This is a genomic window from Cryobacterium sp. LW097, from assembly GCF_002205495.2.
GTDB lineage: Bacteria > Actinomycetota > Actinomycetes > Actinomycetales > Microbacteriaceae > Cryobacterium > Cryobacterium zongtaii.
This window is the reverse complement of record NZ_CP021992.1, coordinates 3,208,549-3,225,956: the sequence shown is the minus strand read 5'-3', so window position 1 is coordinate 3,225,956 and position 17,408 is coordinate 3,208,549. Positions and strand designations below refer to the sequence as shown.

Sequence of the window (17,408 nt, the reverse complement as noted above, 5' to 3'; positions counted from 1 at the left end):
TTACTGGATGGAGTCCACCCGCCGCCCGCGACTGTCGCCGGCCATCGCCGACCTGCGCCGTGCCGTGCGCGAGCTGCTGCCGGAGGCCGGCCTGGTCCTGGTGGGGCTGAGCGGGGGAGCGGATTCGCTGGCCCTGGCCGCGGCGACGGCGTTCGAGGCGCCCCGGGCCGGGCTCACTGCCGGCGCCGTCATCGTCGACCACGGCCTGCAGGCCGGCTCGGCCGACACCGCCGCCGTCGCGGCCGGACAGGCTCAGGCTCTCGGCCTGGATCCGGTGCTGATCGTGCCGGTGACGGTGACGCCAGACGCCGGCGACGGCCCCGAAGCCGCCGCGCGGACCGCGCGGTACGCCGCGTTCGAGCAGGCGCTGGCCGGCACGGGCGCGATCGCGGTGCTGCTCGGCCACACCCTCGACGACCAGGCCGAGACCGTGCTGCTAGGCCTGGCACGCGGCTCGGGGGCGACGAGCCTGCAGGGCATGGCGTCGATCAGCGGGCCGTACCGGCGGCCGCTGCTGGGCATCCGCCGCGTCGTGACCCGGCAGGCCTGCCTGGATGCGGGCCTGCCGGCCTGGTCCGACCCGCAGAACGCCGACCCTCGCTACGCCAGGGTGCGGGTGCGCCAACGGGTGCTGCCGGTGCTCGAGGCCGAGCTCGGGCCGGGCATCGCCGAGGCGCTCGCCCGTACCGCCGAGACGCTGCGTGAGGATGCCGACGCCCTCGACGCCCTGGTGCGGGACCTCGTCGAGGAGATCTGCGAACCGGCCGAAGCCGGCATCGGGGTGTCCGTCGCCGCGCTGGCCGTGCACCCGGCGGCCCTCCGCCAGCGGATGATCCGCCACGTGGTGGCGCGGGAGTTCGGGGTTGCCTGGGAACGCAGCCACACCTTGGCCGTCGCCAGGCTCGTCACCGACTGGCACGGGCAGAATGCGCTCGACCTGCCAGGCGTTAGAGTGGAACGTCTGGGGGGAACGCTCGTGTTTTCTGCTCCTCGACCCACCTAAACAAAGGACTCTTCCACTCCCATGGAACCTCGTGACATTGACGGCGACCTCACCGAAATCCTGATCGAAGAGACCGAGATTCGCGCTCGCCTGGCCGAGATGTCGCGGCAGATCGAAGCGGACTACGCCGGCAAGGACCTGCTCCTGGTGGGCGTGCTCAAGGGCGCGGTCATGGTCATGGCCGACCTGGCCCGCGAACTCGTGCACCCCGTCACGATGGACTGGATGGCCGTCAGCTCCTACGGGTCAGGCACCCAGTCCAGCGGTGTCGTGCGGATCCTGAAGGACCTCGACACCGACCTGCACGGCCGCCACGTCCTCATTGTCGAGGACATCATCGACTCCGGCCTCACCCTGTCCTGGCTGATGGCGAACCTCAAGTCCCGCGGGCCGGCCTCGCTCGAGATCTGCGCCCTGCTCCGGAAGCCCGACGCGGCCCGCGTCGAGATCGACGTCAAGTACCTGGGCTTCGACATCCCCAACCAGTTCGTTGTCGGCTACGGTCTGGACTACGCCGAGAAGTACCGCAACCTGCGCAGCGTCGGGGTGCTAGCTCCACACGTGTATTCGACCGGCGAGTAGGCTCCGCTGCACCACGTCCTCCAGTTCACCTTTGGGCGAACACTCGGTGTTCCCCCAGTACGAGAGCGGTAGCCTGTGACCACCATGAACGTCAAGAAACTTCTGCGCGGGCCGCTCCTCTACATCATCCTGGCTGTCATCGCCGTCTGGGTGGGGTCGAGCCTCCTGACCATGTCTGGCTTCCGCGAGATTTCCACCCAGCAGGGCCTGGATTTCCTGAAGGACGGGAAGGTGTCTGAGGCGAAGATCGTCGACGGCGATCAGCGCGTCGACCTCACCCTCAGCAAGGCCGATTCGACCTACGGCGAGCAGGTGCAGTTCTACTACGTGGCCCCCCGCGGCGAAGAGGTCGTCGCCGCCGTCACCGACGCCGACCCGAAGGACGGCTTCACTGACGAGGTTCCCCAGGCCAGCTGGTTCCTGTCGCTGCTGGGCATCCTCCTGCCGGTCCTGCTGATCGGTGCGTTCTTCTGGCTGATGCTGTCCGGCATGCAGGGCGGCGGCAACAAGGTCATGCAGTTCGGCAAGTCGAAGGCCAAACTCGTCTCCAAGGAGACCCCGCAGGTCTTCTTCACCGACGTCGCCGGCGCGGACGAAGCCATCGAAGAGCTGCAAGAAATCAAGGACTTCCTCAAGGAACCGGCCAAGTTCCAGGCCGTCGGCGCCCGGATCCCGAAGGGCGTGCTGCTGTACGGTCCTCCCGGAACCGGAAAGACCCTTCTGGCCCGCGCCGTCGCCGGCGAGGCAGGCGTTCCGTTCTACTCGATCTCCGGTTCCGACTTCGTCGAGATGTTCGTCGGTGTCGGTGCCAGCCGGGTGCGCGACCTGTTCCAGCAGGCCAAGGAGAACTCCCCGGCGATCATCTTCGTCGACGAGATCGACGCCGTCGGGCGCCACCGCGGCGCCGGCATGGGCGGCGGCCACGACGAGCGCGAGCAGACCCTCAACCAGCTCCTGGTGGAGATGGATGGCTTCGACGTCAAGACCAACGTGATCCTCATTGCGGCCACCAACCGGCCCGACATCCTCGACCCGGCGCTCCTGCGTCCGGGACGTTTCGACCGTCAGATCGGCGTCGACGCCCCCGACATGCTCGGCCGCAAGCGCATCCTGGAGGTGCACTCCAAGGGCAAGCCGATGGCCGCCGGCGTCGACCTCGAGGTGCTCGCCCGCAAGACGCCGGGCTTCACCGGCGCCGACCTGGCGAACGTGCTCAACGAGGCCGCACTGCTGACCGCGCGTTCCAACGCCCAGCTGATCGACAACCGCGCCCTCGACGAAGCCGTCGACAGGGTCATGGCCGGTCCGCAGCGCCGCACCCGCGTGATGCGCGACCAGGAGAAGCTCATCACCGCGTACCACGAGGGCGGGCACGCTCTCGTTGCCACGGCCATGCGCAACACCGACCCCGTGACCAAGATCACCATCCTGCCCCGCGGCCGCGCCCTGGGGTACACCATGGTGATGCCGCTCGAGGACCGCTACTCGGTGTCTCGCAACGAGCTTCTCGACCAGCTCGCCTACGCCATGGGCGGCCGGGTCGCCGAGGAGATCATTTTCCACGACCCCACCACCGGCGCCTCGAACGACATCGAGAAGGCCACCGCCACGGCTCGCAAGATGGTCACCGAGTTCGGCATGAGTAGTGATGTCGGACCGCTCAAGCTCGGTTCGGCCTCCGGTGAGATGATGTTCGGCCGCGACATGGGCCACCAGCGCGACTACTCGGAGCGGCTTGCGGAGCGGGTGGACACCGAGGTGCGCCAGCTGCTCGAGAACGCGCACGACGAGGCCTACACGGTCATCAACGCCAACCGGGCGATCCTCGACGACCTGGCCGCGAAGCTGCTCGAACACGAGACTCTCGACCAGACCGCGCTGGTGGAGATCTTCGCCGACGTGCAGAAGCTGCCGCCGCGCCCGCAGTGGCTCTCCAGCGACAAGCGCCCGGTTTCCGACCTGCCCCCCATCGCGATGCCGACGCCGAAGGCGCCCATCGACGGTGCGGCGGTCGACGGTGGCGTCACCAGCGGCGGCGCCGATGCGGACAAGCCCAAGCGCGCCCCCGCACTCAAACCGCGCCCCGCAACCGCGTAGACCGGCCCCCGTGGGAGTCGACCAGCCACGCATCGAAGCGGCCGTCGCCGAGATCCTCGCCGCCATCGGTGAGGATCCCGGCCGGGCCGGCCTGGCGTCGACCCCGGAGCGGGTGGCGTCGGCCTACGCCGAGTTCTTCGCCGGTCTCGGCCAGGACCCGCTCGACCACCTGAGAGACACCGTGCCGGTCGGAGACCGGACCGGTGAACTGGTGCTGCTGCGTGACATCGAGTTCCGTTCCGTCTGCGAACACCACCTGCTGCCGTTCCTCGGCACCGCCCACCTGGCCTACCTGCCCGGTGAGCGCATCGTGGGACTGGGCAAACTGGCCAGCGTCGTGACGACCCTTGCCGCCAGGCCCCAACTGCAGGAACGGCTCACCGAAGAGATCGCCGACACCCTCGAGACCGGGCTGGCGCCGCGCGGGATCCTGGTGGTCCTCGATGCCAGCCACGGTTGCGTGACCACCAGGGGCCCTCGCCAGACCCACAGCTCCACCGTGACCATGGCCAGCCGTGGCGACCTGGCCTTGCCCGTTGCTCGCTCGGAGATCATCGCCCTCATCGGCGGGACGCAGGTCGTGCGGTGACCCTGGTGATGGGTGTGCTCAACGTCACTCCCGACTCGTTCAGCGACGGTGGCCGGTGGGCGAGTACCGACGCTGCCGTGCGGCACGCCGTGGACCTGCACTCCTCGGGAGCCGACCTCATCGACGTCGGCGGGGAATCCACCCGGCCCGGCGCCGACCGGGTGTCGCCCCAGGTCGAGCAGGACCGGGTACTGCCCGTGATCACCGAGCTGCGCCGGCTGGGCATCATGACCAGTGTCGATACTCTCAACTCCGAGACCGCCGAACGGGCCGCCGACGCCGGGGTCGACATCATCAACGACGTGTCCGGCGGCCTGGCCGACCCCGGTATGGCGGCGGTGGTCGCCCGCACCGGCCTCACATACATCGCGATGCACTGGCGCGGCCACGCCCGCACCATGGACACCCTCGCTGAGTACGACGACGTGGTCGCCACCGTGGTCGCCGAATTGACCGCACGAGTCGCCGTGCTCGAGGCTGCCGGGGTGGCGCGCAGCCAGATCGTCGTGGACCCCGGACTCGGCTTCAGCAAGGACGCCGAGCAGAACTGGCGGGTGTTCGCCAGGCTCGACGCCTTCGCTCCGCTCGGCCTACCCGTCATGGTCGGTGCCTCCCGCAAACGATTCCTGGCCGGCGTGCTGCCGGAAGACGCCACCATCATCGACCGGGATCTGCCGACCGCCGTGCTCAGCGTGCTCGCCGCCCAGGCGGGCGCCTGGGCCGTTCGGGTGCACGACGTGGCGGGCACCCGGGCCGCCCTCAACGTGCTCGCCCGGGTCGATTCGGCCAGAATAGGGTCATGAGCACCGACTCGATCACCCTCACCGGGCTGCGGATCACCGCGCACCACGGTGTCTTCGACTTCGAACGCGAGAACGGCCAGGAGTTCGTCATCGACGTGACGGTCTGGCTGGATTTCCGTGCGGCGGCGTCCGGTGACGACCTGACCCGCACCATCCACTACGGCGAACTCGCCGAGGAGGTCGCCGACGCCGTGCGCCGCGACCCCGTCGATCTCATCGAGACCCTCGCCGAGCGCATCGCCGACGTGGTGCTCGCGCACGACGCCGCCGAACGCGTGCAGGTGACAGTGCACAAGCCGCAGGCTCCCATCGAGATCCCCTTCGAGGATGTGTCGGTGCAGATCGAACGCACGCGAATCGAACGCACGCAAACCGAAGGGAGCCGCGCATGACCGACGCCGCAGCCGCCGCTCCGGCGCGCACCGCCGTGCTCGCACTGGGCAGTAACCTCGGTGACCGCGAGGGCACCCTGGCCGCCGCCGTGCGCGCCGTCGCCGAACTGCCGGGCGCGCAACTCACCGCGATCTCCCCGGTGTACGCCTCCGACGCCGTGAAGCCCGACGGGGTGGACCTCACCGCACCCGGCTACCTCAACCTTGTGGTGAGCGTGCTCTGGACGGGCGAACCGCACGCCCTGCTCGACGCCGTCAACGCCATCGAAAACGACCACGGCCGGGTCCGGGAGGAACGCTGGGGCGACCGCACCCTGGACATCGACCTGATCTGCCTGGGCGACCTCCGCATCGACGACGACAGGCTCACCCTCCCGCACCCGCGCGCGGCGGAACGTGACTTCGTGCTGGCTCCCTGGCTCGACATCGACCCCGACGCCGAGCTGCCCGGCCGGGGCCGGGTGCGCGAACTCCTGGCCGTCACCGCACGCACCGCCAGGGCGCATCCGGTGACCGCGAGCACCGACCCCGCGCATACCGAGGTCGCCCACACCGAGACCCTGCACAAGACACCGGGCCGACCGCGACCGGGCACCCCGGACGACCCCACCGGAGACCTCCCCGAGGACGAGGACGATCGCCGATGAAGCGCACCCACCCCACCCCGCTGATCGCGCTGGGCCTGGCCGGGCTCGTCGTCGGGTTCCTGGTCGAACTGGCGGCGACGGCCTGGAGCGCGCCGATCATAGTTCCGCCGTTCACCCTGCCCCTGGCCCTGATCCTGATCGCCGTGATCCTCGTCTGCCTGGCCTGGCCCATCCGCCAGGCCACCAGAGGTCGGGCGACAAAACGCGTCGACCCGTTCCTGGCAATGCGGATCGCCCTGCTCGCCAAGGCATCCAGCCTGTCCAGTGCGCTCCTGCTCGGCGTGGGCCTCGGCATCGTGGCTTTCATCCTCACCCGGTCGGTGGTACCGGCGGTAACATCGTTGTGGCTCGCAATCGGGATGGCGCTCGGCGCCGTGCTCCTCCTCGCGGGCGGTCTCGTAGCGGAGCATTTCTGCACACTGCCGCCGGACGACCACGATCACGACAATGGGGGACCGAACGATGGCGGAGCAGCCCGTGCCTGACTACCCCGGCAGCGATCCCATCGAGGCCGTGGCGCCCGTCGGTGCCCGCCTCGACCTGCCGGAGGCGGGCGAATGGAAGCGCGTGTCGCCGAAGTACGTCATGGTCGAAATCGTGGGGACCGTCATCTTCCTGCTCATAGTGTGCGCCGCCGCCGGGGCCCTCTGGCTGCTGCTTGACCAGGTCTGGGCCGCCTGGGTGGGCGGCTTGATCGCGCTGATCACCATGGTCTCGCTGGCATTCGAGCCCCGCCGGGTGCGCTCGATCGGGTACCAGCTGCGCGCCGACGACCTGCTCTTTCGGCGCGGCATCATGTACCAGCGGTTCGTGTCGGTGCCTTACGGCCGCATGCAACTGGTCGACATCACCCGCGGCCCGGTCGCGCGCCTGCTCGGCCTCGCCGACCTCAAGTTCGTCACGGCCGCCGCGTCCTCCGGCGTCGCGATCCCCGGCCTCGCCGAGGCCGACGCGGATGCCCTCCGCGACCGCCTGGTGGAACTGGCCGAGAGCAGGCGGGCCGGGCTGTGACCTCCCTCGCCGACGGGGACTGGCACCGCCTGCATCCAGCGAGCCCGGTGCTGCGCGGCGGCATCTTCGTCTTCGCCCTGCTCGGCTTCGTCATCGCCAACCTGCGCGAGCGCTTCGTCGACGTGGTCTTCGGGATCCCACGGCAATCCGGCGACCCCCTCGATGAGATCTACGAGCGCGGCGCCGTGGGCTGGGCGCTGCTCATCGCCGCCGCGATCCTCATCGTCATCCTCATCGCGTTCACCCTGTCCTGGCGGATGCACACCTTCAGGGTCAGCGACGAATCCGTCGAGGTCCGCAGCGGCATCCTGTTCCGCAGCCACCGGCAGGCGCGCCTGGACCGCATCCAGGGCGTTAACATCGTGCGCCCCCTCATCCCGAGGCTGTTCGGTGCGGCCAAGCTCGAGGTGAGCGTGGCCGGTCAGGACGCAAACGTGCAGCTCGCCTATCTCGGCTCTGCGCTGGCCGACGGGCTGCGCCGCGACATCCTGCAGCTGGCCTCCGGTGCACGCCAGCCCCGGCCCGTCGCGGGCGAGAGCGTGCCAGAGGCGCCGCTGCCGGCCGGCGACCCCGCACAGATCCCCGCCGACACGGCGACCGCCGCGCACGCCGGCCGCCGCCAGGCCCTGAACGACTACGCCACCAGCCGGGTGGGCGAATTCCTCGCACCCGAACTGGACCCTGACGCCGCCCCGCCGGAGTCGGTCGTCCGGATCCCGGTGCTGCGGCTGATCGGCTCGATAGTGTTCAGCGGCTTCACGGTCTTCGTCGCCGTGGCCATCGTCGCTCTCATCGTGAGCGTCATCGTCGGCGGCAGCGAGTGGTTGCTGATCGCGATCTTCCCCGGCCTCATCGCGAGCATCGGATACTACGTCTCCAGGTTCACCAAATCGCTGCGGTACAGCATCGCCGGTACCAGGGACGGCGTGCGGGTGGGCTTCGGGCTGCTCACCACGAGCAACGAGACCCTGCCGCCCGGACGCATCCACGCCATCGGCGTGACCCAGCCGCTGGCCTGGCGGCCCTTCGGGTGGTGGCAGATCAGCATCAACAAGGCCGGCCACTCCACCAACGACGGCGCAGCCGGACAGGCGGCGACCACGGTGCTGCCTGTCGGGTCGCTGACCGACGTGGCGAAGGTCCTCGAGCTGATCCTGCCCGGGTTCGCGCTCGACGAGCAGCGGATCCTGATCCAGCACGGCCTCATCTCCCGCGGCGGCGACGACGGCTTCCGCAACGCGCCCCGCCGGGCGGCCTGGCTGCGACCGTTCTCCTGGCGCCGCACCGGCTACGCGGTATCCGCCGGCGCCGTCCTGCTCCGCCGCGGCGTGCTGTCCAGGGAACTCGTTCTGGTGCCCCTGGCCCGTCTGCAAAGCGTCGGCATCAACCAGGGACCCGTCCGACGCCGTCTTCGACTGGCCACCGCCAGGCTGCACACCGTGACCGGACCGGTGACCGCGACCCTCGGCGTGCTCGACGTGGGGGAGGCCGTGCGCCTGCTGGAGACCGTCACCGCCGGTGCCGTCGCGTCCGCGGAGTCAGACACCAGCCACCACTGGAGTCGCATCGACCAGGACCCAGCGCCGACCCCGCGACCCGCCAGCCCGGTCGGTCCCGCCGCCGCCGCGGAGGTGACCTCGTGACGGTGCGACCGGGCCGTCTGGGGATCGGCGTCATCGGCGCCGGCCATGTCGGACCCATCCTCGCCGCCGCTCTCGCCGGAGCCGGGCACGCCCTGATCGGGATCTCCGCGATCTCGCAGGCCAGCCGCGACCGCGCGGAAGCGATCCTGCCGGGCGTTCCCGTGCTCACCGTGCCCGAGGTGGTGGAGCGCAGCGAACTGGTGATCATCGCGGTGCCGGACGACCAGCTCGACAGCCTCGTGACCGGCCTCGCGGCCACGGGAACCTGGCAGCCCGGCCAGCTCGTTCTGCACACCTCCGCACGCTACGGCACCAACGTGCTGCTGCCCGCCCAGCGGGCCGGCGCGATCCCGCTGGCCATCCACCCGGCGATGGCGTTCACGGGCACCAGCCTGGACATCAGCCGCCTGGCCGACAGCTACTTTGCCGTGACCGCCCCAGCCCCCGTGCTGCCGATCGCGCAGGCCCTGGTAGTGGAGATGGGCGGCGAACCGGTGATCGTGGCCGAGGGCGACCGGGAGGTCTACTCCGAGGCCATCGAGACCGCCACGGCGTTCTCCAGCTCGATCGTCGACCAATCCACCCGGCTGCTCAGCGAGATCGGCATCGAGGCGCCGGGAGCCGTGATCGCGCCGCTGGTGCGCTCGGCCATCGAGAACGCCCTCACCCGCACCGGCGCCAGGCATCCGCTCGACGACCTCGCTGATCTGGGCGACACCACCCACCTGCTCGACCCGCCATACCCGCCCCACCCGCCCCACCCGTTCGACCCGGAGGACCAGTGACCGTGCTCACCAAGCCAGAAGTCATCGACACGATAGACGAGCTGCGTAATAGCCTCTGCCTCGCCAAACAGAACGCCGCGGCCAGGGGCGGCGATGCCCACGTCGTGCTCGTTCCCACCATGGGCGCCCTGCACGCCGGGCACCGGGAGCTCGTGCGGCGTGCCGTAGCCGTCGGCGACATCGTGGTCGTGTCGGTCTTCGTCAACCCGCTGCAGTTCGGGGTGAACGAAGACCTTGACACCTACCCGCGCACCCTCGACGCCGACGTGGCGGCGCTGGCGGAGGAGGGCGCCGCATTCGTCTTCGCCCCGCACGCCCAGGAGATGTACCCGGACGGCGCCTCGTCGACCCGACTGACCGCAGGCGCGGTCGGCGGTCTCTACGAGGGTGCCGCCCGGCCCGGCCACTTCGACGGCATGCTCACCGTCGTCGCGAAGCTGTTGAACATCGTCGAACCCGACATCGCCGTCTTCGGTCAGAAGGACGCCCAGCAGGTTTTCCTGGTGGAGAGGATGGTCGCCGACCTCAATCTGCGGGTGCGCATCGAGGTCGTTCCCACGGTGCGGGAAGACAACGGCCTGGCCCGCTCGAGCCGCAACCGCAACCTCGACGAGCCCGCCCGCACCGCGGCCAGGTCGCTGTTCGTGGGCCTGACCGCGGCCGCGGCCGCGGCCCACTCCGGGGTTCCCGTCGCGATAGTTGCCGCCCACGCGGTGATCGGGGCCGCGCCTCTGGTTAAACTGGACTATCTGGTTGTCGTGCACCCGCACACCTTCCTGCCGGTCGACGACGACTACCGCGGCCAGGCCAGGATGCTGGTCGCCGCGGTGGTCGGCAGCACCCGGTTGATCGACAACATTTCACTGGACATCCCCTAACCGCTTTCAACGGGGTGCCGGGCCTGGCCCGTGTACGCCCACCGACGGAGAACCGCATGAGCACCACCCCCGACGCCGTGCCCGGCAACACGCCCAGCAACGATGACGCACAGGCCGCGGCCGAACTGACCGAGCAGAAGGCCGTGCGTCTGGCCAAGCGTGACCGCCTGAACGCGGCCGCGTCCAGCCCGGCCGGCGGCGCCTACCCGGTGTCGGTGCCCGTCACCCACACCATCCCCGCCGTGCGCGCCCGGTACGGCGAGCTCGAAGCGGACGCCGCCACCGGCGAGACCGTGGGCCTGGCCGGTCGGGTGGTGCATCTGCGCAACACCGGCAAGCTCTGTTTCGCGAGCCTGCAGGCCGGCGACGGCAGCCGCATCCAGGCCATGGTGTCGCTCGCCGCCGTCGGCGACGAATCGTTGGCCGCCTGGAAGGACCTCGTCGACCTCGGCGACCACGTCTTTGTCGCCGGTGAGGTCATCTCCTCCCGCCGCGGCGAACTGTCGGTCATGGTCACCGAGTGGCAGATCGCCGCCAAGGCACTGCTGCCGCTGCCGAACCTGCACTCCGAACTCAGCGAAGAGACCCGGGTGCGCAGCCGCTACCTCGACCTCATCGCCCGTGAGCAGGCCCGCCGCACCGTGGTGCAGCGCTCCCAGGCCGTCGCGAGCCTGCGCGCCACCTTCACCGCGCGCGGCTTCCTCGAGATCGAAACGCCGATGCTGCAGACCCTGCACGGCGGCGCCTCGGCCCGGCCGTTCTGCACCCACAGCAACGCGTTCGACACCGAACTGTTCCTGCGCATCGCACCGGAGCTGTTCCTCAAACGCGCCGTCGTCGGCGGCATCGACAGGGTCTACGAGATCAACCGCAACTTCCGCAACGAGGGCGCCGACTCCACCCACTCGCCCGAATTCGCGATGCTCGAGGCCTACGAGGCCTACGGCGACTACACCTCGATCGCCGAGCTCACCCAGACCCTGATCCAGGATGCTGCTGCAGCCATCACCGGCGGCTCGCACGTGGTCACCTGGGCCGACGGCACCGAGTACGACCTGGGCGACCAGTGGGACCGCATCAGCATGTACGACAGCCTCTCCGCCGCCGTGGGACGCACCATCAGCCCGGCCACCCCGCTGGCCGAGCTGCAGGCCCTGGCCGCCGCCGAAGGCGTCGAGGTCGACCACCCCATCCACGGCAAGTACGTCGAAGAGCTGTGGGAGCACTTCGTCAAGGGCGGCCTGATCCGGCCCACCTTCGTGCTCGACTTCCCGGTGGACACCAGCCCGCTGGTGCGCGGACACCGCTCGATCGACGGCGTCGTGGAGAAGTGGGACCTCTACATCCGCGGCTTCGAACTGGCCACCGGCTACTCCGAGCTCGTCGACCCCGTCGTGCAGCGCGAACGCTTCATGGAGCAGGCCCGGCTCGCCGCCGGCGGCGACCCGGAGGCGATGCGTCTGGACGAAGAATTCCTTCGGGCCCTGGAGCACGGCATGCCACCCACCGGTGGCATGGGAATGGGCATCGACAGGTTGCTGATGGCCCTGACCGGCCTCGGTATCCGGGAGACCATTCTGTTCCCGTTGGTAAAGTAACCCGCATGATGACTTTTCTGCCCAAGGACCAGCTGAAGCCGGATGACGACGGCAAGAAGAAGGGCCCGTCGACCAACCGGATCATGATCTGGATCGTGGTGGGTGGCGTCGGCCTGTACCTGCTCGGTTCCGGGATCTTCGGCATCCTCACCAAGTAGCCCGGCGGCGGGCGCGTCCAGATCGCGTAGGCTGAAGGGACTATGGATAGTTTCTGGGCCAACGCTTTGTACTCGCTCGCGCCCACGGTTTTGGTCGGGGTGCTCTTTTGGATCATCGTGCGCGCCATCATCCGTTCAGACCGCACCGAACGAAACGCCTACGCGCGGGTCGAAGCCGAGGAGCGGGCCAGACTCGGCCTTGACAAACCGGCCGCCTAACCGTGTTCGGTATTGACCTTTCCACCATCCTTCTCGTGGTGGCATTCCTTGTTGACTTCGCCATCCGGGTGATCGCGATCATCGTCGTACCCCGCAACCGCAGGCCCACCTCCGGCATGGCGTGGCTGCTGGCGATCTTCCTGATCCCCTACCTCGGTTTCCTGCTCTTCCTGCTGATCGGCTATCGCACCCTGCCCAAGCGTCGGGTGGAAATGCAGGCCGAGATCAACCAGTTCATCCTCGACAGCACCGCCGGCATGGAACGCGTGCAACGCGACCACCCGTGGCCGGGTTGGCTCGAATCCGTGGTCGCGCTCAACCGCAATCTCGGCGCGATGCCGCTCGTCGGCGACAACCGGGCGCGGCTGCACGGCAACTATGAGGAGACCTTCGCCGCGATGGTCGCCGATATCGACAAGGCCCGGAAGTACGTGCATGTCGAGTTTTACATCCTCTCCCTCGACCCCACCACGACGCCGTTCTTCGACGCTTTGGAGAACGCCGTCAAGCGCGGCGTGACGGTGCGGGTGCTGATGGACCACATCCAGTCGATGCGGAAGCCGGGCTTCAAACAAACCAAGAAACGGCTCACCGAATCCGGGGTGCAGTGGCAGCTGATGCTGCCGCTGCAGCCGTTCAAGGGCCAGTGGCAGCGGCCCGACCTGCGCAACCACCGCAAACTCGTCATCGTCGACGGCCGGGTCGGGTTCATGGGCTCGCAGAACGTGATCGACCGCACCTACAACATGAAGAGCAACATCCGCCGCGGCCTCAAATGGAAAGACCTGATGGTGCGGCTCGAAGGCCCCATCGTCTCGGGCCTGAACGCGATCTTCATCACCGACTGGTACAGCGAGACCAACGAGCTGCTCACCCGCGACATCGAGCCCGTGCACCCCGAGGACATCTCGGATGCCATCGACTGCCAGGTCGTGCCCAGCGGACCCGGCTTCGAGGGCGAGAACAACCTGCGCCTGTTCCTCGCGCTGCTGTACTACGCGCAGGAACGCATCGTGATCACCAGCCCGTACTTCGTGCCGGACGAGTCGATCATGTACGCGATCACGACAGCCGTGCAGCGCGGCCTGCACGTGGAACTTTTCGTCTCCGAGATTGGCGACCAGGCTCTCGTTTACCACGCACAACGTTCCTACTACGAGGAACTGCTGCAGGCGGGCGTGAAGATCTACATGTACAAAGCGCCGTACGTTCTGCACGCCAAGCACTTCACCATCGACGACGACGTCGCCGTGATCGGCTCGAGCAACATGGACATGCGTTCGTTCAGCCTCAACTTCGAGGTGTCCCTGATGGTGCGTGGGGCGTCATTCGTGCAGGCGCTGCGGGCGGTGGAGGACGGCTACCGGGCAGACAGTCGGGAGCTCACCCTCGAAGAGTGGATGAAGCAGCCGTTGCGCTCGACGATCCTCGACAACCTGGCCAGGCTGACCTCCGCCGTGCAGTAGCCGCGGCCGGCGAACCGCGGTTCAGCGGCGGGGTTTGAGCCGCACGGTGGGCAGCATCGGCGCAGGCAGCGGAGCACCATGGTACGCGACGTGGCCGAACCGGCCGGCGGCATCCGAGCCGTCGATCACCTCCGCCTGCCACTGGTCCCGCCAGGCGGTGATCTCCTCGTGGCTGCGGCCGATGAAATTCCACCACATCACGATCTGCTCGCCGAGCGGCTCACCGCCCAGCAGTAGCACCCGGGTCGGGCTGTCGCCGGTGTTCTCCAGGCGGATGACCGGACGTCCGCTGTCGATGAAGCCCAGTTCGTTCCGGTGCACTGGTGCGCCGCCGACACTGACGGTGCCGACGTCGACGAGCACCCCGTGTTCGAAAGACCGGTCGACGTCGAGGTCGATCGACGACCCGGCCGGCAGGTCGATCTGAGCGCCGACCAGCGGGGTGTCCCCGGTGGCGGCGGCGGTCTGTCCGGCCAGGGTGCCCAGGAACACGTGCAGGGTGACCGCGCCGCGCGTCACCGGTGTGATGACGTGGTTCTCGAAGTGCGGCGCCTGGTGTCGGGTGAGCTCGGGCAGGGCGATCCACAGCTGCACCCCGTGCAGCGCCGTGGTGTCTGGTGTGGACACCTCGGAGTGGCTGATACCGGAACCCGCGGTCATCAGGTTCAGCTCGCCCGGCCGGACCAGGGCGAGGCTGCCGACGCTGTCACGGTGCTCGACCTCGCCGGCGAACAGCCAGCTCGCCGTCTGCAACCCGGTGTGCGGATGCGGCGGCACCACCATCCCGCCGGTGACCGACACGTCGTCCGGGCCGTAGTGATCGACGAAGCACCAGGCGCCGATCAGGCTTCTCGCGCGCTGGGGGAGAGTGCGACGCACGCCCATCGCCCGCAGACCGCCCAGGGGAACATCCCGGGGCTGCAGGATGACAATATCCACCTCGGTGGTCGTGCTGGGGTCACAGACGAGTTCGACCGGTTCGGTTTCGAGGTTGCTCACACTGTGAGCTTATTCCGGGCGTGCCGGGGTGCGTAGCGGTTCGAGGGGCTCGGTCGGGCCGGTCTGCCCGCGCAGATCGTCGGGGTCTGCCGGCGGCAACGGGAGGGTGGGGTTGACCGGTTCGGTGCCGGCCGCGGCCGTCGGTTCCTGCGGCCCCGGGGGCGTGTCCGGCCTCGTCCCGGGGACCGTTGGAATCCCGGGCGCGACCGGCGGCCGCTGCAGCAACTCGACGAGCAGAACGGCAATCAGCGCCAGGACCACCGTCCACATGATCACCGGTACAGCAAGCGGGCGCCAGAAGATCGCGACCGCGGCTGCAGCAAGCCCGATCAGCACGTGGGCCAGGCGCCGGTAGTGATAGAGGAAGTCCCCGAAGCTGCCCGTCGTGACCCCGGCGTTCGCCGCCGCCGCCCGGAGCCGGGCGCTGGTGCCGATGGTGGCCCGCCGCACGATCGTCGACCCACGGAACGGCCCGGCCAGGTACGCCACCACGGCCACGGTGAAGCCGACGAGCCCTACCGACAGGGCCGTGGTGTTGATGAACGGCACCACGGCGTCATACAGCGCCTGGGCCACGTTGTTGGGGAGGTACGTGGGCGACAGCGCGCTGATGAAGAGGATCCGCCCCACCGCGATCCCGGCGGCGAGCACGGCCATGGCCAGGGCCAGGGTGAGTCCGGCCCAGATCATGGTGCGGGAGCGTCGTTTGGCCACCAGCACGCCGAGGACGATCAGGCCTAGGCTCACCAGCGGCAGGACGAAACCGAGCACGTTCAGCAGCTGATACCCGGTGCGCGCCTGCACCAACGAGTCAGACTGGGCCACCACGATGGTGCGATCGACCTCGGGGATGTTCGTCGCCAACGAGAAGCCCCGGTCGACCAGTTCCTTCTTCACTTCTGCGATGATCGGCCCGAGCTGGATGCCGAGTTCGCCGGTGTCGCTGATCACCAGCGCCGTGGAGGTATCACCCTCCAGCGCCGCGATGACCTGGGTCTGGCTGGTGCGCAGCGCCTGTTCCCACAGCTCGGCGAAGGCATCCGAGGCGACGATATTGGTGGCTGCGGACTCGATCAGCTGCTGGACCCCCTGCGCGGCGGGTGTCTCGAGCAGCGCCAGGGCGTCTTTGGCGGCCTGCGGCAGGTCGAGGCTCTCCAGCCCGGTGAAGAGATCGCTGGTGATGGTGTTGATGTCGACGTTCTCGTTGACCACCGCGACGATCTCGTCAACCAGGTACGCCTGCACCGCGGGGTCGTCCGCGAGCGGGGCGAGCGAGGCGACGAACCTGTCGGTGTCATTGATGTAGCCCTTGGTCCAATAGGCCACCACGCTCACCGGGGCCAGGAGCACCCCGATCGTGATCAGCAGCGCCGCAAAAAACGCCCGCCACCTGGCGGACGCTCGGTGTTCGGCGGCCGGGCCGAGCTGTCCGCGCAGCCGAGCGTTCTCGGCGGAGAGCCGGGCGATCTCGGCGGCGGGGTCGGCGCGGCCGTTCGTGCGAGCCGGTTTGGCGAGGTTCGAGGAGCCGTCCATGTGCCGCCGCCTTTCGCCTGCGGGTGCAGGTCGCAAAATCGTGGAGCCTGAGTGCTCACAGTATTTGCGCAGTCCGGTGCCCTCGCAAGGGCCTCACGCTGCTGGCCTGGCTCAGTCGGCGCGCACGAGCAGGTCGCCGACCTCGCAGTCCAGGGCGGCGCAGACCGCGGCCAGGGTCGAATACCGGATGGCCCTGGCCCGGTCGTTCTTGAGGACCGACAGGTTGACCACGCTGACTCCGACAAGCTCGCTGAGCCTGGTGAGTGTCATCCCGCGCTCGATGAGCAGCGCGTCGAGCCGGCAGTGGATGCCCGTGGCCTCGTCGTCGGCGGCGGGCGCCACTAGACGAGTCCGTCGGTCTCGCGTTGCAGACGCTGGCCGAGGGAAATGGCGGCGGCGGCGACGAGGAGCACGAGTCCGGTGCCGGCGGGTGCGAGGTCGACGAGGGTGGCCTGTGGCCAGAAGCCGTCAGGGGCGTCGCCGTTCAGCTCGCCCGCGGCGATCATGCGGCCCAGCCCGCCGAAGCCCTGCCCCAGCACGGTGCCCAGCAGCAGTGCGTAGCCGACCAGGGCGACCAGCCAGAAGACCGGACGGTTGAACGGGCGGCGGCGCAGTACGCTCCAGCAGAAATAGAAGACCGTCGCCGAGACCAGCAGCGCCGTGGCCAACGCGGTGGAGCCCTCCAGGGTGAGCAGAAACCTGGGCAGTGCGCTGAGCCCGGTGACGGTGACCTCGGCCGTGTCGAAACTGCCGCCGTGGATCTGCGCGGTGCCGGTTGACGCTGCCGACGGCAGGGGAGCATCCGCGAAGAGTGTGACGACGAACCTTTCGGTGAGGAGCTGCCGGACCAGGGTGACGGCGCCGATGCCGGTCGCCAGAAGCCCCGAGAGCACGGCCCCGATCAGTACCAGCCAGGTGAGAACCCTGCCGAGCCGGTGTTCCAGCCGGGACGTGCGTTGCGCCCTCTCGGCCTGGGCTGTTTTCATCACGAGATGCTCCTAACGA

General features: G+C 69.0%; 20 protein-coding genes. 16 read left to right on the top strand and 4 right to left on the bottom strand.

The genetic code is table 11. The features are described 5' to 3' along the window. Positions 1-7: 7 nt before the first annotated feature. From tilS to cls, 16 genes are all read left to right on the top strand, one after another. The gene (tilS, locus tag B7495_RS15180; protein WP_088457320.1) at positions 8-1,003 is read left to right on the top strand and encodes a tRNA lysidine(34) synthetase TilS; all 996 of its coding nucleotides are present in this window, start codon (positions 8-10) and stop codon (positions 1,001-1,003) included. 21 nt (positions 1,004-1,024) lie between these two features. After that, positions 1,025-1,585: a hypoxanthine phosphoribosyltransferase gene (gene hpt / locus B7495_RS15175; protein ID WP_088457319.1), complete on the top strand. Its 561-nt coding sequence runs from the start codon at positions 1,025-1,027 to the stop codon at positions 1,583-1,585. A gap of 84 nt (positions 1,586-1,669) precedes the next feature. Then, positions 1,670-3,682, top strand: coding sequence for an ATP-dependent zinc metalloprotease FtsH (ftsH, locus tag B7495_RS15170; protein ID WP_088458124.1), 2,013 nt, complete (start codon positions 1,670-1,672; stop codon positions 3,680-3,682). A 10-nt stretch (positions 3,683-3,692) separates the two neighbouring features. Further along, positions 3,693-4,271: a GTP cyclohydrolase I gene (gene folE, locus B7495_RS15165; protein WP_174776268.1), complete on the top strand. Its 579-nt coding sequence runs from the start codon at positions 3,693-3,695 to the stop codon at positions 4,269-4,271. Beyond that, the gene (folP, locus tag B7495_RS15160) at positions 4,268-5,074 is read left to right on the top strand and encodes a dihydropteroate synthase (RefSeq protein WP_088457317.1); all 807 of its coding nucleotides are present in this window, start codon (positions 4,268-4,270) and stop codon (positions 5,072-5,074) included. Before folE ends, folP begins: the two co-directional genes overlap by 4 nt. Continuing rightward, on the top strand, positions 5,071-5,466 hold the full coding sequence (gene folB / locus B7495_RS15155) for a dihydroneopterin aldolase (RefSeq protein WP_088457316.1): 396 nt from the start codon (positions 5,071-5,073) through the stop codon (positions 5,464-5,466). Before folP ends, folB begins: the two co-directional genes overlap by 4 nt. Further along, a complete protein-coding gene (gene folK, locus B7495_RS15150; RefSeq protein WP_088457315.1) occupies positions 5,463-6,113 on the top strand; it encodes a 2-amino-4-hydroxy-6-hydroxymethyldihydropteridine diphosphokinase in 651 nt (216 codons plus the stop codon). The genes folB and folK overlap by 4 nt, the downstream gene beginning before the upstream one ends. Further along, positions 6,110-6,598: a DUF3180 domain-containing protein gene (locus B7495_RS15145; protein WP_088457314.1), complete on the top strand. Its 489-nt coding sequence runs from the start codon at positions 6,110-6,112 to the stop codon at positions 6,596-6,598. Before folK ends, B7495_RS15145 begins: the two co-directional genes overlap by 4 nt. 100 nt (positions 6,599-6,698) lie before the next feature. After that, positions 6,699-7,124: a PH domain-containing protein gene (locus B7495_RS15140; protein WP_370028287.1), complete on the top strand. Its 426-nt coding sequence runs from the start codon at positions 6,699-6,701 to the stop codon at positions 7,122-7,124. Then, the gene (locus B7495_RS15135) at positions 7,121-8,767 is read left to right on the top strand and encodes a PH domain-containing protein (protein ID WP_088457312.1); all 1,647 of its coding nucleotides are present in this window, start codon (positions 7,121-7,123) and stop codon (positions 8,765-8,767) included. The genes B7495_RS15140 and B7495_RS15135 overlap by 4 nt, the downstream gene beginning before the upstream one ends. Then, positions 8,764-9,552: a Rossmann-like and DUF2520 domain-containing protein gene (locus B7495_RS15130; RefSeq protein ID WP_088457311.1), complete on the top strand. Its 789-nt coding sequence runs from the start codon at positions 8,764-8,766 to the stop codon at positions 9,550-9,552. The genes B7495_RS15135 and B7495_RS15130 overlap by 4 nt, the downstream gene beginning before the upstream one ends. A 2-nt stretch (positions 9,553-9,554) precedes the next feature. Continuing rightward, entirely contained in the window at positions 9,555-10,430 is an 876-nt protein-coding gene (panC, locus tag B7495_RS15125) for a pantoate--beta-alanine ligase (RefSeq protein WP_370028177.1), read from the top strand. Positions 10,431-10,486: 56 nt separating this feature from the next. After that, positions 10,487-12,028: a lysine--tRNA ligase gene (gene lysS, locus B7495_RS15120; RefSeq protein ID WP_088457309.1), complete on the top strand. Its 1,542-nt coding sequence runs from the start codon at positions 10,487-10,489 to the stop codon at positions 12,026-12,028. A gap of 5 nt (positions 12,029-12,033) precedes the next feature. After that, positions 12,034-12,186, top strand: a complete 153-nt coding sequence (locus B7495_RS19170; protein ID WP_165787931.1) for a hypothetical protein — start codon at positions 12,034-12,036, stop codon at positions 12,184-12,186. A 42-nt stretch (positions 12,187-12,228) separates the two neighbouring features. Beyond that, entirely contained in the window at positions 12,229-12,405 is a 177-nt protein-coding gene (locus B7495_RS19165) for a hypothetical protein (protein WP_165787932.1), read from the top strand. 11 nt (positions 12,406-12,416) lie between these two features. Beyond that, on the top strand, positions 12,417-13,871 hold the full coding sequence (gene cls / locus B7495_RS15115; RefSeq protein ID WP_088458123.1) for a cardiolipin synthase: 1,455 nt from the start codon (positions 12,417-12,419) through the stop codon (positions 13,869-13,871). 21 nt (positions 13,872-13,892) lie between these two features. Here the strand turns inward: cls and B7495_RS15110 are convergent, their stop codons facing one another. The 4 genes from B7495_RS15110 to B7495_RS15095 form a co-directional block, all read right to left on the bottom strand. Beyond that, the gene (locus tag B7495_RS15110) at positions 13,893-14,870 is read right to left on the bottom strand and encodes a pirin family protein (RefSeq protein WP_088457308.1); all 978 of its coding nucleotides are present in this window, start codon (positions 14,868-14,870) and stop codon (positions 13,893-13,895) included. A 9-nt stretch (positions 14,871-14,879) separates the two neighbouring features. Next, positions 14,880-16,403 (bottom strand): hypothetical protein, encoded by a 1,524-nt coding sequence (locus B7495_RS15105; RefSeq protein WP_088457307.1) that lies wholly within the window; start codon positions 16,401-16,403, stop codon positions 14,880-14,882. Positions 16,404-16,514: 111 nt separating this feature from the next. Beyond that, the gene (locus B7495_RS15100) at positions 16,515-16,745 is read right to left on the bottom strand and encodes a helix-turn-helix transcriptional regulator (protein ID WP_088457306.1); all 231 of its coding nucleotides are present in this window, start codon (positions 16,743-16,745) and stop codon (positions 16,515-16,517) included. Beyond that, on the bottom strand, positions 16,745-17,392 hold the full coding sequence (locus B7495_RS15095) for a hypothetical protein (protein WP_151199593.1): 648 nt from the start codon (positions 17,390-17,392) through the stop codon (positions 16,745-16,747). The genes B7495_RS15100 and B7495_RS15095 overlap by 1 nt, the downstream gene beginning before the upstream one ends. Positions 17,393-17,408 lie beyond the last annotated feature (16 nt).

Bases quoted from the DNA above. Each gene is read 5' to 3' on its own strand.
- tilS (WP_088457320.1), top strand. From the start codon at position 8: ATGGAGTCCACCCGCCGCCCGCGACTGTCGCCGGCCATCGCCGACCTG.
- hpt (WP_088457319.1), top strand. From the start codon at position 1,025: ATGGAACCTCGTGACATTGACGGCGACCTCACCGAAATCCTGATCGAA.
- ftsH (WP_088458124.1), top strand. From the start codon at position 1,670: ATGAACGTCAAGAAACTTCTGCGCGGGCCGCTCCTCTACATCATCCTG.
- folB (WP_088457316.1), top strand. From the start codon at position 5,071: ATGAGCACCGACTCGATCACCCTCACCGGGCTGCGGATCACCGCGCAC.
- folK (WP_088457315.1), top strand. From the start codon at position 5,463: ATGACCGACGCCGCAGCCGCCGCTCCGGCGCGCACCGCCGTGCTCGCA.
- B7495_RS15145 (WP_088457314.1), top strand. From the start codon at position 6,110: ATGAAGCGCACCCACCCCACCCCGCTGATCGCGCTGGGCCTGGCCGGG.
- B7495_RS15140 (WP_370028287.1), top strand. From the start codon at position 6,699: ATGGTCGAAATCGTGGGGACCGTCATCTTCCTGCTCATAGTGTGCGCC.
- lysS (WP_088457309.1), top strand. From the start codon at position 10,487: ATGAGCACCACCCCCGACGCCGTGCCCGGCAACACGCCCAGCAACGAT.
- B7495_RS19170 (WP_165787931.1), top strand. From the start codon at position 12,034: ATGATGACTTTTCTGCCCAAGGACCAGCTGAAGCCGGATGACGACGGC.
- B7495_RS19165 (WP_165787932.1), top strand. From the start codon at position 12,229: ATGGATAGTTTCTGGGCCAACGCTTTGTACTCGCTCGCGCCCACGGTT.
- B7495_RS15105 (WP_088457307.1), bottom strand. From the start codon at position 16,403: ATGGACGGCTCCTCGAACCTCGCCAAACCGGCTCGCACGAACGGCCGC.